Genomic DNA, 16732 nt, shown 5'->3' on the forward strand with positions numbered 1-16732 from the left:
ATACTGAACACTGAATATTATACAATGAGCGGCATCTACATACACATACCATTCTGCAAGCAAGCGTGTCATTACTGTGATTTTCATTTCTCGACGTCGATGAAGAGGAAAGAGGAGATGGTTTTGGCTTTGGCCAAAGAAATTCAAATGCGCAAAAACGAATTTCACAACGACACAATAGAGACTATTTATTTTGGAGGAGGAACGCCTTCGGTATTAACTTCAGACGAAATTAATTTCCTGATTGATTCAGTTTATGAAAATTATAAGGTCGGTGAAAACCCGGAAATCACGCTCGAAGCCAATCCGGATGATTTGTCTGGTGAACGAATATTAATATTGTCAAAAAGCAAAGTCAACCGCTTAAGTATTGGGATTCAATCGTTCTTCGCAGATGATTTACGGATGATGAACCGAGCGCATAATTCGGCGGAAGCCCAGAAATGTTTAGAAGAAGCTACTAAGTATTTTGACAATATTTCGCTTGATTTGATATATGGAGTTCCGGGGATGAGCAATGAAAAATGGAAGCAGAACATTGAAAAGGCGCTTTCTTTTGGCGTACCACACATCTCGAGTTACGCTTTGACTGTAGAACCTAAAACGGCTATGAGTAAAATGATTCAGACCGGAAAAATGGAAGCGCCAAAAGACGATGTAGCTCAGGAGCATTTTATGATTTTGGTGGAGACACTGGAGTCAAAAGGGTTTATTCATTACGAATTATCGAATTTCGGTAAAGAAAATTACTTTTCAAAAAACAACTCCGCCTATTGGTTGGGAAAAAAATATATGGGTATTGGGCCGTCGGCACACAGTTATAATGGAATTTCCAGAAGTTGGAATGTATCCAATAACATAATCTATTTGAAATCCATTCAAGAAGAGAAGTTGCCAAATGAATTAGAAACCTTGTCGGAAGCCGACCGTTATAACGAATATATTATGACAGGTTTGCGAACCATTTGGGGTGTTTCCTTAGATAGAATTCAAGCGGAATTTGGGCAGATGTATTTGAATTATGTCCATAAACAAGCTCAAAAATTTATAGACGATAAGTTGCTTTTAGTAGAGAATGGTATTTTGAAACCCACAAAAAAAGGAAAATTTTTGACAGATGGGATAGCGTCTGATCTTTTTTGGGTAAATTTGGAATAATATAACTACTAAGCACAGAAAGGAAGCACAGTGCTCAAAAGCTTTGTGGACTTAGTTTAATCTTTTTACCCTTTGCGTTAAAAAATCATGAAAACTACTATTCAACACAACAACCAAACTATTCAAGTCGATTTATCAAAACCCATTGACATTTCGATACCATTATCTAACACAGAGGACAATCCAATCGCTTGGTATATTGATAAACCAGTAATTGAGCCCGTTAAGTTTGATGAATGGGTAGGTAAAGTTTCGTCAGGGATGTCTTCCACTAATTTCAATAATATTCTTTTTAATCCCCATGGCCACGGAACGCATACGGAATGTTTGGGGCATATCACGCATGCATTTTATAGCGTGAACCAAGTCCTGAAACAGTTTTTCTTTACCGCCGAATTAGTTTCAGTGGAACTAGAAGACCAGGAAGGGGACTTTGTGATTACAAAAGCGGCGATAGAGACTGCTTTAAATGGAAAAAAACCAGAAGCAATTGTCATCAGGACCTTGCCGAATGATACCGATAAAGTTTCCAGGAAATATTCCCACACCGCCCCACCGTTCCTAGCCGAAGATGCTGCTTTATTTCTTCGCGAAAGCGGAATTAAACACTTGCTGATTGACCTGCCAAGTGTCGACAAGGAAAAGGACGAAGGAAAACTCCTGGCGCACAAGGCGTTTTGGAATGTGACTGATGTGAAAAACTTGAATGCGGATGCTAGATTGGATTGTACGATAACCGAAATGATTTTTGTTTCTCAAGAGGTACAAGACGGAAGTTATTTGTTGAATTTACAAATGGCATCTTTTGAGAATGATGCAAGTCCCAGTAAACCTGTTTTATATTCTATTTTAGACGACAAGAAGTAAGTTGGTATTGCAGTGATTTAAAATTCAGCATTTACAATTTAAGATAATTTTAGAAGATGAACCTGGAAAACTTTTATGAATATTGCCTGTCCAAAAAAGCGGTGACAGAACACTTTCCTTTTGATGAGGATACTTTGGTGTTTAAAGTGGGCGGAAAAATCTTTGCCTCGTCTTCATTACGTCAATGGGAAAAAGGGGAGGCATCAGTAAATTTAAAATGTGCCCCAGAACGCGCACAGGAATTGCGTGCGCAGTATGATGATATAAAACCAGGTTGGCACGCGAGTAAAATCCATTGGAATACGGTCGCTATAAATAAAGAAGTTAAGGATACTCTCTTAAAAGAATTGATTGACCATTCCTATGAATTGGTTTTCGAAAACTTAACTAAGAAAATGCAAGTAGCGATTTTAAAAAATTAAAACCATTCGGCGACAATTTATGGCTATTCAACGGTAGTAACGGTGCAATTATCGAAAATCCGTTTGAAACTTATATATTCATGCTATTTTAGAGTCGATCATTATATAAAAAAATAAATGGGCAGATCACTAAATATATTGTTAATTGAAGATGATGCAATTGAGGTAATGAAATTCAATAGAGTTTTAAGTGCCATGAATTTGAGACATAAGATAATTGAAGCAAATAATGGAGAGGAAGCATTAACAATTTTGAAGGTTAAAGAAATCACGCCCGATATCATTATATTGGATTTAAATATGCCAAAAATCAACGGAATTGAATTTTTGGGGATATTAAAAGCAGATGAATATTTAAAATACATACCTGCAATTATTTTAACCACATCAAATAACCGGAAAGATGTTATGGAGTGTTACAGAACTGGTATCGCGGGTTATTTGTTGAAGCCTCTTAAGTATGATGATTATGTGGACCGAATAAAAAAATTAATAGAATATTGGAGTTGTAACGAATTAATATCCTAATAAAGTATGTACGGAATTATAAATAAGGCGATTGAGGAATTGGTTACCGCTAATTTTGGTGAGGAAAAATGGGAGGCTATTAAACTTAGAAGCGGTATAGATATTGATTTTTTTATAAGTACCGAACCTTATGACGACGACATCACTTTTAAGTTGGCTCAGGCCGTTTCTGACGAAATGGGAATGACATTGAGTGCCGTGTTGGTCGAATTTGGTGAATGGTGGGTTTTAAAAACTACAAAAGATAAATATGGTGGATTAATGGAAGCGGGTGGAAACGATTTGAAAGAATTTTTAATAAACTTGCCACTCTTCCATAATCGCGTCATGCTGATTTATCCCAAATTAACCCCGCCAGAATTTAAGGTGAGTGATGTCACTGAAAACAGTATTAATTTACATTATTTGTCAAAAAGGGAAGGGCTTCAGGATTTTGTAAGAGGTTTGATTCAAGGTTTGGGAAAAATGTATGATACACCCGTAACGATTAATTTAATTCAAACTCGATACGAAGGCAGTTCGCATGAGATTTTTAATATAATTTGGTAAAAAAAAGGATGGAAAAGGCAGGGTTTAATTTTGATGAAGATAGCTTCAATAAGCTATTCCCGTTTTATATTCTAATTGATTCCGATTTAAAAATAAAGGGGTGTGGTAAAAGTTTAGCTAAGACTTTGCCGGCGATTAAACTGAATGATGATTTCGCGGCCTCTTTCGCGGTTAAAAGACCCTACATTGACACTCCCACTTTTGAAAACTTGGTTTCAGTTTTTAATCAACTAGTAGTTATAGAGACAACTGTTGAGGATATTGACTTAAGGGGGCAATTCCAAGAATATAACGACGCTATTTTATTTGTGGGATCTCCGTGGTTCGTTTCGATGGACCAAGTGAGAGAAAGAAAATTAACACTACACGATTTTGCTTTCCACGATCCTTTATTTGATCTCCTCCATGTGTTAAAGACACAAGAAATTACTACCCAAGAATTAAAAGAGTTATTAATTAAAATTAATAATCAAAAAAAAGCATTAAAAAGGGATCAAGAGGAATTGAATAGACTTTCTCTGGTGGCTAGCGCTAATACAAACGGAGTTGTTTTTACGAAGCCTACTGGAGAAATATTTTGGTGTAATGATGCTTACTTAAAACTTACTGGTTTCACTAAAAAAGAAATCATAGGAAAAACTCCTTTTGAGATTGGAAAATGTGAGGGCACAACTCAGGTAGAGTTAGATGAAATGAGAATTCCATTCGTAAGTGGACGACCATTTGATCTTGAGCATCTTCATCGCAGAAAATGCAACAGTAATTTTTTAGTAAAAACTACGGGGCAACCTATTCTAAACCACAAGGGCGAAGTCGTACAGTATTTCGCTATGATAGAAGATATAACGGAAAAAAAGAATGCTAATTTTAAAAGAATGGAATCAGAAAACAGACTTTCCTTTCTTTTAGTTAATTTACAAACGGGTGTAATTTTAGAAGATGAAAACAGAAAGATTTTACTTGCAAATAAAAAATTCTGCACTATGTTTAATATTGAGGAAGATTCGCAGACTTTAATCGGGACGGACCATTCAAATGCAATAGAGAATTCAAAACGATTTTTCAAAAATCCGGAGTTGTATGCGGAAAGATTCTATAGTATCCTCAAAAACAATGAACCAGTTTACAATGAAGAATTGGAGCTTGTTGACGGTAGGTTTTTTGAGAGAAGTTATATTCCTATTTTTAGAGATGGTATTTATAAAGGCAATCTTAGGTCCTATGTCGACATTACGATAAAGAAGAAACACGAGGAAATATTACGAAACGAAAAAGAAAAATATGGCAATATTATCGCCAATATGAACCTGGGTTTGATTGAAGTTGATCAAGACGAGAGGATTACTTTAGCAAATAATAGTTTTTGTCATATTAGTGGATTTAGCTTAGACGAGTTAATTGGTAAAAAAGCATCAACTTTACTTTTTACGGAAGAGGGTAAGCAATTGATTAATGCGAAAAATAAATTAAGAACAGAAGGGATTACAGATTCCTATGAAATACAAGTAAAGAATAAAAAAGGAGAACAAAGACATTGGTTAGTCAGTGGGGCACCAAATTATGATATAAGCGGTAAAGTGATCGGTTCTATAGGTATACATTTAGATATAACAGAACAAAAAGAGCAAGAAGAAAGTTTTTATTTACTTTCCTTAATTGCTGAGAAAAATATTAATTCAGTTGTGATTTGTGATGTAAAGGGCAGGATAGAATGGGTTAATTCAAGTTTTGAAAAGGTTTCAGGTTATACTAAAGAGGAATTGGTAGGAATAAATCCAGGCAGCCTATTGCAAGGGGCTGAAACAAACCCTGAAACCGTTGTATACTTAGCTAGGCAAATTGCTAAAGGGCAGCCCTTTAATTGTGAAATTATAAATTACTCGAAAACGGGAGAGAAATATTGGGCACACCTTCAAGGGCAAGCTTTATATAATAAAAAAGGTGAAATAGTTCGGTTTTTTGCGATTCAAGAAAACATTTCCAACAAGAAACTCTTGGAAACTCAGAGAGAAGAATTAGTGGAGAGCTTAGCGAAAACCAATAAAGAGCTCGAGGAATATGCTCAAATAGTTTCCCATGACTTAAAATCTCCATTGCGAAGTATACACCCTTTACTTTCATGGATTAGGGAAGATAATGACGAAGTATTTAACGAACAAACTTTGCAATATTTTTCCATGATAGAGAATAAAGTGGAAAAGATGGATCATTTAATTCAAGGGATATTGACCTATTCAAAAATTGATAAAGAAAATCCATTGAAGGAAAGTGTAAACATCCATCAAATAGTAGAGGGTATTATTGACATTATACACATCCCTAAACATATAAGCATTACCGTAAAAAACAGTTTACCAATAGTAAAAGCGGATCGGTATAGGATCCAACAATTATTTCAGAATATAATAGTTAATGCCGTTAATTATATTGAAAAGAACCCAGGTTTTGTCGAAATAGCCTCGGAAGAATTTAATGGTTATTTCGTTTTTTCTGTCAAAGATAACGGGTTGGGAATTGCTAAAGAGCACCACAAAAAGATATTCAATACGTTTCAAGCATACACCAAAAATGAGCAGTCAACTGGTCTTGGATTGGCAATTGTTAAGAAAGTAGTCGATGCGTATAATGGCGAGATCTGGGTCGAAAGTGAATTAGGAGAAGGCTCCACTTTTTTCATAAAACTTAATAAATAGACATGAAAATTATTCAAGCTTCTAAAATACGAAATCAAAAATGGAACTATTTTCAAGAAAAAAAAATTCTAAAAAACCCATTAGTTTTGGTTTTTGGGAATCGATTTCTTTTGGAAAATGAGGAAACCATAACAGATATTCGTGACGAATTCCCTTATGAACACATTGTTTTTGGATCAACAGCAGGGGAGATCTTATTTTGTAGTGTGTATGATGATTCCATTTCGGTAACAGTTATAGAATTTGAAAGAAGTTCTTTTGTAGTTAAAAGAGAAAATATTTTAGACCATCATAAAAACTCAGACATGGTAGGGGAAATGTTATTTGATCAAATTCCAAAAGAAGATTTAAAGCACCTATTTGTTTTATCTGAGGGAAGTTTTGTAAACGGGAGTTCCTTATTAAACAGTTTAGAGAATAAAGTGGATTCGGCAGTTTCAATTACTGGTGGAATGTGCGGTGATGAAGCCCTATTTGAAAAAACAATTTCCTCCTACAAAGAAAATCCCAAAGAAGGCGAAGTGATTTTGATTGGGTTTTATGGAGAAACGTTGGAAATTACTTTTGGAAGTTTTGGTGGTTGGATTCCCTTTGGCCCAGAACGCATAATAACAAAGTCGGAGGCTAATGTTCTTTACGAAATTGATGGCCAGCCAGCACTTGATTTGTATAAAAAATACTTGGGAGATAAAGCAAAAGAATTACCGCAAGCCTCTTTATTATATCCGTTGAATGTGACGCCAGAAGGCAAAAAAGAACCAGTTGTGCGAACTATCTTGAATATTAATAACGAAGATCACTCTATGACTTTAGCGGGCGATGTCCCCGTGAATTCAAGAGTTCAATTAATGATGGCGTCTGTCGATGGTATTGTCGGTGGAGCGCACATTGCAGCAGAGTTCGGTATGAAAAATAGAGGAAAGGCACCAGAAATAGCAATCGTAGTTAGTTGCATTGGTCGTAAATTGATGATGGATCAAAGGGTAGAGGAAGAGGTTGAGCAAGTTCAAGAGTGCATTGGAGAGAAAACACCTATCACGGGATTTTACTCCTATGGAGAAATGGCTCCTCATAATGGAAGTACTTCTTGTGAACTTCACAATCAAACCATGACATTAACCTTAATAAGTGAATAATGAACCCATTATTGAAAAGGCAAATAGACAAAAAACTTAAAGGGGGATTGAATGATTTGGATTTATTCCTAGAAGCGATTAATGAGTCATATGTAAATTTTGAAGATCAGATAGCGTTATTACAAAGGGCAATGAAAATTAGTTCTGATGAGCTTTTTCAAGCCAATCAAAAATTGAGAGAAGAATCAGAAAGCTTAAAGGAAGTCAACAAAAATTTAAAATTTATCCTTAACTCAATGAGTGTTGATGTTGAAATTATATCAAAAGTAGATTCATTTAAATCATTGGATTATATCAGGCAGCAATCTGTGGAGATTGTGAAAATCAGTAAGCAAAGAGAGGAGTTACTTTTAAATCTTGAAAAGCAAAATCAGGTTTTAAATGAATATGCCCATATGGTTTCCCATGATTTAAAAGCGCCATTGAGAAGTATTGATACTTTGATTAACTGGTTTATTGAAGATAACCAAGTAATGATGAATGACGATAACACTAAGTCATTAAACTTAATTCTCTCTAATGTTGAAAAAATGGACTTGCTGATTAAAGGCATTCTAGATTATTCAGCAATTGAAACGCAATATGATGATGATAGAATTATTGACCTTAGTATTTTAGTAAATGAAATTTTGAGGACTAATGTGACTCAGGGTCATGTTGCTATCAAAATTAAAAATGAACTACCTAAAATTTTAGGCAATGATTTTAGATTTAAACAATTATTCCAGAATTTAATTCAAAATGCTATAAAATACAATGACAAAGAAAATATAGAGATAGAAATAGGTAGTACTGAAAATGATAATGAGTTTAGTTTTTATATAAAAGACAATGGAATTGGTATTCCGGAAGTATATCAAAATAAAATATTTGATATGTTTTCAAAACTAGAGAACAATGATTCTTCCTCTGGAATAGGCCTTTCGATAGTTAAAAAAATCATTGATTTTTACAAAGGGAAAATTTGGCTGGAAAGCCAAGAGCATAGAGGAACAATTTTTTATTTCACAATAGCTAAATAGCATGGAGCAGCCTAATTTAAATTATATCAACGATCTCTCAGGAGATAATCTTGATTTCAAGAATAAAATAATCGGTATTCTTAAAAAGGAACTTCCAAATGAAATTACTATATATAGTCAAGAATTTATAAATGCGAATTATTTATTAGCGGCCCAATCTGTTCATAAATTAAAACATAAAATATCTATACTAGGTTTAGAAAAAAGTTATTATATTGCTGAAGAATATGAAAATAACTTAAAAAATAACTCAATAGATTTGAATGCTGATTTTGAAAATATTTTAAAAACCATGCAAGATTTCGTGAGTCATTTATAATAATTTTTTTTTATGAATTGCATTATAATTGATGATGAAGAAATGGCAAGAGCGATCATTGCACAATTCATTTCAAAGAATACGGATCTGATTATTGAAAATGAATTTTCAAATGCGATACAAGCTATAAAATATTTAAATCAAAATGATATTGATTTAATATTTTTGGATATTCATATGCCTGATTTTACAGGTTTTGATTTTATTCAAACGATTAAAAACCCTCCAAAGGTAATTTTGGTCACGTCGGATAAAAATTTTGCCATAGAAGCATTCGAATATGAATGTATCGTAGATTATCTCGTAAAACCTATTACAGAAGATCGTTTTCAAAGAGCGGTTCAAAAAGCAGATAGGTACAAAATAAGCTCTAATTCAAAAGAAACCACAGCTGTTATTGAGGACGATATAAATGAATTTTATGTTAATATTGACCGCAGGTTAATTAAAATTGAAATGGCTGCGGTAAATATTGTAGAAGCTAAGGGCGATTATATTCATATCAAAACGGACAGTAAAAACTATATTGTTCACTCTACACTTAAAAAAATAGAAGAAAAATTACCAAAAGATCTATTTTTAAAAGTGCATCGCTCCTTTATTATTAACACCAAAAAAATCGTTGACATCGAAGACAATAGTGTGTTAATTGCCAAAGACGTAATCCCCGTAAGTCGCGCCAACAGACCTGAATTAATGAAAAGGTTGAACCTTTTATAAACGGCTCATCGTTGCTAAATTGTATTTCAACTACAACAAGTATTGACTAATCTAAGATTTTATTTAATCTTAGATTAGGTGTATATCTTTGAGTCATAATTACAAAACTATGATTATGAAAAAGAAATACTTTTCGGTTAGTGCCCTTTTTTTAATGCTATTCTTTCAATTAGGATTTTCACAAAGTAGGAGCGTGGTGAGTAGAGCCACTGGTTCATGGGTCGCCTTGATGAAGGGAGATAAATTTGATCCCAATGATGATCAGCAGTCTGTTGCTGACACCGATTTTGTAGGTAATGCCACTTATGCAATGGTCGAAACTCAAAAAGAGACGATTAGCTTTACTGACGGAATAATGGATGACGCTTACTTTTTCAGAGTTAGGATGGGACAAAGTAACCCTTCGACTTCTTTTTATTTAGGTTTTGATGTCTCGGGGGATTTGATAGCAGATCTTTTTATTGAAGCAAATATGAAAAGTCGAACACCTTACGTGTCTTTTCATAAGAGAGATTATTCAAAAACAGGTCTTTCTCCTTCTCAAACTTCGTGGTTAAATGGAACAAAAAATGATGAGTTCCTTTTGGATACCAGAAATGCCAATATATTGACATATAGTGCAGGAACGGATATTGACGGTGGTAATAGTGGAACGGATTATTGGATAGAATTTGGTTTTACGGAAGAAAGCATAAGGAAATATGTGTTTGATAATTTTGGCTTGACTATAACTGGAGACTCAGCAGTTGCATTGTATGGTTTTACATCTACAAGCCAAACTTCTAACGGTGATGTTGCAGGAGTTAATGATAAAGAACCAGGGGTTTTAGATAAAAGTTGGGAAGAATTAGGTGTCATCATAAATGGGACTTTGAATAATATAACATCTGGAGAAATTTTGAATCCAACAGTAAATTCACAAACCACTACAGATACTACTCCAATCATTTCGGGAACATGGGGAGGTGACATGTTAGGAGGTGATGAATTATCAGTTACTATAAATGGTATTACCTATACTGAGGAAATTTATATAAATAATACGAATTGGAGTGTTACTGTATTATACCCAGAAATTTTAGCTGGAACTTATGAGGTAACTGCAACAACTACTAGGATTTCGAATAACAAAACGAGTAGCGATACAACATCTTCTGAATTGGTTATTCTTAGCAGCGCTGAATCTACAGCGGTAACATCTGCAAATGATGGTGGATTAGAAAGCAATGGTGATTTAGCAAGCCTTATTGCTAAGAGAAACTTTAACAGAATAAAAACAAATAGTTTTGTCAACAAAAAAGTGGGGCAAAAGAAGTTTGTTCCCTCTTCTCTTTTTGCCAAAACAGCTGGCTCAACTGTAGATTTTTCTGCTTTGATTCCAGATATAGGAATGAATGGCACTGAAACTACTTTTGTATCTAGCCCGACAGATTTAATTGGAATTACCAATGCTGAGCAATTGTATTCTGTTGATTACTATCAAGGAGAAAATCGAGTAGCTGCAGTTTTAGCTACTTCTACAACTGGAGCTGTTTATAGTCACTCTAAAGCAATTTGTGACCGTTTGAATAATTCCTCCCTTGAAAATATTATTACTATTAATCTGGATGGATATGAAGTTATTTTGGTCGAATTAAAAAGAGCTAACGGACTTACAGAATATGCTTTAAACTTCTCTATTCAGCAATTGACAGCGTCAAATAAACTTCATAGTTACTGGAATATCGAACAATATCCTATAGGTGATTATCTCAATTTTCAAGTTTGGGGAGCGTCAACAGCGCAGGTTTGTCATATTGCAAAAGCAGTTATTTCCAAAATGCAACAGCAAAAGGCGTTATCCAGCGAATTGGTCGATAATCGAATCCCGACGGTTTTTGTAAAAAACGGATTCTATAAAAACGGGAAATTAAATTTAGCTATAATAAATAAATCAAGAGCTTTTAATTTAACTTTTGAAGGAAATAAAAAAACGACTGAATTAGCAACAGCTGAATTAGTTTCTCAGGATGTAAGTTTGACTGGTGCTTATGAACAAAATATAGTTTTAGACTTAGGCGGAATGTTTGATATTGGTCTTTCAATAATTGGAGACAAGTCAAAACAATTAGATGGTTTATATTTAGCGGATGGTCCTTGGGGGCTGGATTATTCTAAAACAGAAACAACTATTTCTTCATTTGTGATTGACAATATTCCGAATACTAGTATTACCGACGATCAATATGCCATAGAGAGAAACACAGCTGTTAAAGGAGACATATTTGGCACTCTGAATGTGTTCAGAAACATCCTGCCAGGTGATTTAATGTTTGATGCCAGTTTGTATTCAACGGTAGGTTTTACAATTCAAAATTCATTGCCGGTTGAGGTTGTTTTGGTAACAGAAAACACAACTGACTGGAATAACAGGTTGCGTTTTCAAATCCCGGCAAACTCATCTGCAACTGAGATGAATGTTCTTTTTGATAAATTCACGAACCCTATGGGACAAAAATACAACAAGGAAAAAATCAAAGGAATCGTGTTTTCGGTACAAGGGAATTATCAGGCTTTTCAAGCTTTTGCAGTAACTGTTTCCCAGTTAATATTTAAAAACTCAAGTACCTTAGGCGCAGCTAGTTTTGTTAATATTGTAGCGAAAAATATTTATAACTACCCGAATCCGTGTGCGCAATCGACAACGATTGTATTGCCTAAAGTTACCCAAAGTGCGAACGTAAAAATAGTCGATATGACAGGGAGAGTAGTAAGTAGTAAAGACTTTAAATCAATTCCTAATAATAATGAAATGGGAATAGGGGTAGAAAACTTGAATAGGGGAGTTTATTTCTTTATTGTAACGACCCAAGAAAACGAGCAATTCCAAAATAAGTTTATAAGAGATTAGTTAACTGTTAATGTTGTTAGAAAGGCTGCCAATTACGGGCGGCCTTTTTTGTACTGTAAAATGAAGAGATTGATGTTTCTTGTTTTTGTCGTTGTAAGGTACGGGATGTTTTGGCGAAGGCCGAGCTTTTTAGTTATGAATTAATTGATACTATTCACTAATACAAGTTTCGCAAAGTCCCCTTAATGGGCCAGCGATTGGAAATTCTTTTACTATTCCAGTTTTACACTGTAGCCAACTGAAATTCTGTTATGTTGGTTCCATAAATTTAACTAAATCCGAGTGATCTATGTTCTTTATGTGTGATGTAGAAAAAGTAAGCTCTTGTACCGCTTGATTTTGATCAGCTAATAAGAAGAGAGTCTGCAGAAGTATATAATTTTGCCGGGTTAGTTCGTTTTAGGTAGTCCGATTATAATTTTGCCTTTATCATACAGCAACAACAAAACAAGAACAAGAACAAGAACAAGAAAAACCAAAATAGATTACCTGGAAAGGCAACCTCTTTTGGTTTTAATCGATCTGGGATCATTAAATCTTATTTCAGTTTGAATATAGGCTTGTCGAACAAATTCCATTTTAATCGCAATCCAATTTCGTTGAAGGTAAACCCTGCGGCTGTAGTGGAGGCAATATTACTTCGAGTGCCATAGATGTTGGTCAACAATCGATCAGAGAATTTATAACCAAATTTCGCCTGTACCCTGTAAGTCCATTGTTTGCTGTTGTCCTCAATAAATTGAAATCCAGTAGCCACATTGGCATTATAGAACCAAGATTTCGCTTCCACAATTTTTTCATCTTTAAGTATTTCCATAAATAGTTCAACAGCGTTAAATTTCTTTGGGCTAAAATAATCCGTAGGCACTTGGTTTTTGAAAGCAATGTATTGATAGTTAAGGCCACCTTTTAAAACGGGACTGGACATGAAATTATAATAGAAAGAGGTAAACAAAAGGTTTCGGGTATTGTTGTCTGTTTGTGAAGTATAGAAATACTGGGTAAACCAACCAAAATTAAAATTGGTTCCCATATTATAATTAAAATAATAATTATTGGCTGCGATTTGTTTGTCAATCAGATCCGAGTTGAAATTTTGAACTTCTCTTTTATATCCAATTTCTAAATCCTGTAGTTTAAAGGGCTTGATTTTAAAATACGTATTGATCAGTGCTTGATTGTATTTAGTGGTAGTTGAATTGGCTGAGGTGACACCAGCGTCCACTGTATAACTAATTTTCGGATGGAATTTATAAGCAATTCCCAATAGGAAGTCATTGGTTTTTGCGCTGACCTTGGTCGTGGTGTTTTCAGTTTCACGGTACTGATACGTCGTATTAACCGTAAGTTTTGTCGACAAAGGAATTGAAATAAGTGTACGCGTCGCTTTTGCCGTATTGTCCCCATTGTCAGACGAGTAGCTTAGTCTTTCTTCGAGAAAAGGCGTGAACTCCTGATTGATTTTCTTTATGAAATTCATGGCGTCATTCTGGTTTTTAAAAATTTCCAGCGTTTTTTTTCCAGCAGCAACTGCACTTGAAACTTTCCCGGAAGCATAGTAGGCATTTGCAATTCCTAAATTCCCATCAAATGACTTCGGGTTATTCTCCAATATAGTCGAGTAGTATTTAACACTGTCTTTAAAATCACTACGGTAAATGGCTAAAGTAGCAGACAAGGCCAGTAGCCAGTTTTCATTTGCATACTTGGTGTTTAATTCAGTTATTTTCAGGTCGGCCAGTTTATATTTTTTATTCCAAATCAAAGCTTGAACATAGCGTTCCTGCGTTTGCTTAATTAAATTTTCATCTGTGCTATTGTTTACTTTTTCAATAGCTTCTTGGGACAATTCTAGTGCCTTTTTGTCTTTCCCGTCAATATGTTCAATTAAAGACAAACCGTTTAACGCGATAACAGGGTCGTTTTTGGCAATAATAGTATAGGTTTGTTTTCCCTTTGTGATATCTTTGGTAATGAGATATAAGTTGGCTTTGTTCAGTAAGGTTTCTTTGTCATTAGGGAAGTCAACTAAAATTTCATCATAAAAAGCATCGGCTTCGGTATAACTTTTTTCAATTACCTTTTGATTGGCATATCCCAATTTAATATATTTTCTTGAGATCAAAGCGCCTGGATTGGCAGGGGACAGTTCTAGAGCTTTATTGACATTTAGTAAAGCTTCCTTAAATTCTTTAAGATTGGACAGGGTGTTCGCGAACCCGAGATGCGCCACAAAGCTGCTTGGATTTTTCGAAACAAGAGTGGTGTAAAATACTTTGGCTTCGTCAAATTTTTTGTTCCAAAGCAGGGCTTCGGCATAATTGAGTTCAATTTCTAGATCGCCCGGATATTCTTTTTTCAATACTACAAAGTTCTTCAAAGCTTTTTTGGGTTGTTCATTAAGACCAATTGCTCTAGCATAACACAAACGGGCGGTTTTGTTTTGAGGATAGTCTTTCAAAATGTTTTTGAAGAACACTTCAGCTTTATCAAATTCGCCTTTTTCCAGGTTACTGAACCCTTTACTCATATCTTGGGCATTTCCTACAGTACTTATAACAAGGAACAGAAAAAAGACAGTTTGTTTTAATATTTTCATTCGGTTTGATTCTTAAATTATATTTATGCAAGTTAAGTATAATGCTGTGATATTTCACCTACAGCAACTTGCCATTCGTCGAAGAATTAAATGCTTTCACATGAATACGAAAGATATTTGCGTCAGTATTAACGAACAAACATAAATAAGATGGCACTTCAAATCACATACAGCGCAGGAGTTTATGAAATTAATGGGATGTTAATTTCGAAAAACGGCAACACTTTAAAAAGCCATATTGAGGCTTTGATGGAGTGTTCGAAAGGGATCGTTCTTTCATTAAATAAAGTTCTGGAAATTGACGGTGAGGCTGTAAAAAGCATAATGTCGTTATATGAAAAAGCTCGGAGAAACGACAAGATGTTTTACATCATCGGGATGAAAAACAAGAAGGTCAGCGAAAAGTTTTCCTCGTTAAATTTAAATGATATTTTGCTTTAATATTTTTTTGTAATTTTTAGAAAATTAAGATAAATGAAAATAGCTTCTTTTACAATTCCTGCTATCCCAAAACAATTAAGTTCAGAGCAAGTCTTCCTGGTCACGATTCTTTTTGTTAACGGAGGGAACTATTTGTATAATTTGTTGCTGGGACGGATACTCGGACCGGCAGCTTTTTCAGACGCTGCTATTTTAATCACCTTTTTATTGGTTTTGTCATTTGTGGGAATGACTTTTCAAATTGTCGCGGCTAAGTATGCCGTTTTACTGAAAGACAAAAAACTTTCCCTATTCACTAAGAGCATTACAAAGTATGCGGTTTTGATGGGCGTTTGCATAGGTGCTCTGATCTTTTTTTTTAATAAGGAACTACAAGAATTATTTCATACCAAGACGGCAACTATGTTTGTGATTTTTAGTTTTGGGATCCCTCTTTATTTTTTAATGAGCATTAATAGGGGATTGTACCAAGGCCAAAATATAATGGACAAATTGGCTTTTACTTATCAAACCGAAATGGCCAGCCGATTATTGCTGACTATCGCCGCCGTTTTGTTGCTTCCTAGTTTTCCACCTTCCATAATTGTTGCGACCGGAATCACCGTATCATTTATTTTTGGACTTTATCCTTTTCAAAAAAATATCACAATTGATTTCAAAATTAAAAAGGAGTTGGTTTCCAAAGAGGATTTTCTTGACAATAAAGCGATTCTGACTTTTTTTATGTTAACTGCTTTCTATGAGCTGACACAGATTATCATTAATAACAGCGATATTATTCTGGTGAAACACTATTTTGATAATGAGCAGGCGGGTTATTATGCTTCTCTGGCATTAATAGGCAGGGTTGTTTATTTTGTCGCCTGGATGTTTGTGATGTTGCTGCTGCCTAAGGTAATTCAGTTAAAAAGGGACGGAAAAGAAACCCAGCCTCTTTTGATGAAATACGTATCCTATATCGCTATATTGTCTACGGTGATTGTATTAGTGACTTTTCTTTTCCCGGAACCGGTAGTCAATTTAATGTTTGGAAAGGCATATCTTTCTATAGCCTTTCTATTATGGAAGTACGCACTGGCCACTTCCATTTTTGCCATAGCCAATATTTTTACCTATTACTTCTTATCCATAAACCAGTACATTCCTGTTGTGGTTTCGGCAATAATAGGGCTAGCCCAGATAGGATTGATCGTATTTTTCCATGATTCACTTCAACAGGTAGTTCATGTGCAAATCATTGCGATGATTGTACTGTTACTTTCGCAATTATCCTTTTTCTTTTATCAGAATAAAAAGAATCTTCGTCTACGCTAAGATTCCATTCACCGAAAATTAAAAAATAGCCATTCTAAAATAAAGATATTCGTACTGTAATTAAAAACTGAGCA

At 34.6% G+C, this 16732-nt stretch carries 14 protein-coding genes; 13 read left to right on the forward strand and 1 reads right to left on the reverse strand.

All coding sequences use genetic code 11. The features are described from left to right. Positions 1–24: 24 nt before the first annotated feature. The 11 genes from hemW to CXF59_RS14060 all read left to right on the forward strand — a co-directional run bounded on the left by hemW (position 25) and on the right by CXF59_RS14060 (position 12304). Positions 25–1158 (forward strand): radical SAM family heme chaperone HemW, encoded by a 1134-nt coding sequence (hemW, locus tag CXF59_RS14010; protein ID WP_101138352.1) that lies wholly within the window; start codon positions 25–27, stop codon positions 1156–1158. Positions 1159–1245: 87 nt separating this feature from the next. Next, complete coding sequence (locus CXF59_RS14015; RefSeq protein WP_101138353.1) at positions 1246–2025, forward strand: cyclase family protein; 780 nt, start codon at positions 1246–1248, stop codon at positions 2023–2025. A gap of 56 nt (positions 2026–2081) precedes the next feature. Continuing rightward, positions 2082–2447, forward strand: a complete 366-nt coding sequence (locus tag CXF59_RS14020) for an MmcQ/YjbR family DNA-binding protein (RefSeq protein ID WP_101138354.1) — start codon at positions 2082–2084, stop codon at positions 2445–2447. A 117-nt stretch (positions 2448–2564) separates the two neighbouring features. After that, positions 2565–2975 carry a response regulator gene (locus CXF59_RS14025; RefSeq protein WP_101138355.1) on the forward strand — a complete coding sequence of 137 codons (411 nt, stop codon included), beginning with the start codon at positions 2565–2567 and terminating at the stop codon, positions 2973–2975. Positions 2976–2981: 6 nt separating this feature from the next. Then, positions 2982–3524, forward strand: coding sequence for a heme NO-binding domain-containing protein (locus CXF59_RS14030; RefSeq protein WP_101138356.1), 543 nt, complete (start codon positions 2982–2984; stop codon positions 3522–3524). 8 nt (positions 3525–3532) lie between these two features. Then, the gene (locus tag CXF59_RS14035) at positions 3533–6217 is read left to right on the forward strand and encodes a PAS domain S-box protein (RefSeq protein WP_101138357.1); all 2685 of its coding nucleotides are present in this window, start codon (positions 3533–3535) and stop codon (positions 6215–6217) included. 2 nt (positions 6218–6219) lie between these two features. After that, positions 6220–7353, forward strand: a complete 1134-nt coding sequence (locus tag CXF59_RS14040) for an FIST signal transduction protein (protein WP_101138358.1) — start codon at positions 6220–6222, stop codon at positions 7351–7353. Beyond that, on the forward strand, positions 7353–8375 hold the full coding sequence (locus CXF59_RS14045) for an ATP-binding protein (protein ID WP_101138359.1): 1023 nt from the start codon (positions 7353–7355) through the stop codon (positions 8373–8375). Before CXF59_RS14040 ends, CXF59_RS14045 begins: the two co-directional genes overlap by 1 nt. Position 8376: 1 nt before the next feature. Continuing rightward, on the forward strand, positions 8377–8694 hold the full coding sequence (locus CXF59_RS14050) for a histidine kinase (RefSeq protein ID WP_101138360.1): 318 nt from the start codon (positions 8377–8379) through the stop codon (positions 8692–8694). A 12-nt stretch (positions 8695–8706) separates the two neighbouring features. Continuing rightward, positions 8707–9414 (forward strand): LytTR family DNA-binding domain-containing protein, encoded by a 708-nt coding sequence (locus CXF59_RS14055; RefSeq protein ID WP_101138361.1) that lies wholly within the window; start codon positions 8707–8709, stop codon positions 9412–9414. A 115-nt stretch (positions 9415–9529) separates the two neighbouring features. Continuing rightward, on the forward strand, positions 9530–12304 hold the full coding sequence (locus tag CXF59_RS14060) for a T9SS type A sorting domain-containing protein (protein ID WP_157824590.1): 2775 nt from the start codon (positions 9530–9532) through the stop codon (positions 12302–12304). A 538-nt stretch (positions 12305–12842) separates the two neighbouring features. Here the strand turns inward: CXF59_RS14060 and CXF59_RS14065 are convergent. Next, positions 12843–14903: a tetratricopeptide repeat protein gene (locus CXF59_RS14065; protein ID WP_101138363.1), complete on the reverse strand. Its 2061-nt coding sequence runs from the start codon at positions 14901–14903 to the stop codon at positions 12843–12845. A 150-nt stretch (positions 14904–15053) separates the two neighbouring features. Here CXF59_RS14065 and CXF59_RS14070 point away from each other — a divergent pair, with 150 nt between their 5' ends. Continuing rightward, positions 15054–15344 (forward strand): STAS domain-containing protein, encoded by a 291-nt coding sequence (locus CXF59_RS14070; RefSeq protein ID WP_101138364.1) that lies wholly within the window; start codon positions 15054–15056, stop codon positions 15342–15344. A 33-nt stretch (positions 15345–15377) separates the two neighbouring features. Next, complete coding sequence (locus CXF59_RS14075) at positions 15378–16658, forward strand: oligosaccharide flippase family protein (protein WP_101138365.1); 1281 nt, start codon at positions 15378–15380, stop codon at positions 16656–16658. The last annotated feature ends 74 nt before the right edge of the window (positions 16659–16732 follow it).

The sequence above is a fragment of the Flavobacterium sp. ALD4 genome (assembly GCF_002836475.1).
Classification (GTDB): Bacteria; Bacteroidota; Bacteroidia; order Flavobacteriales; family Flavobacteriaceae; genus Flavobacterium.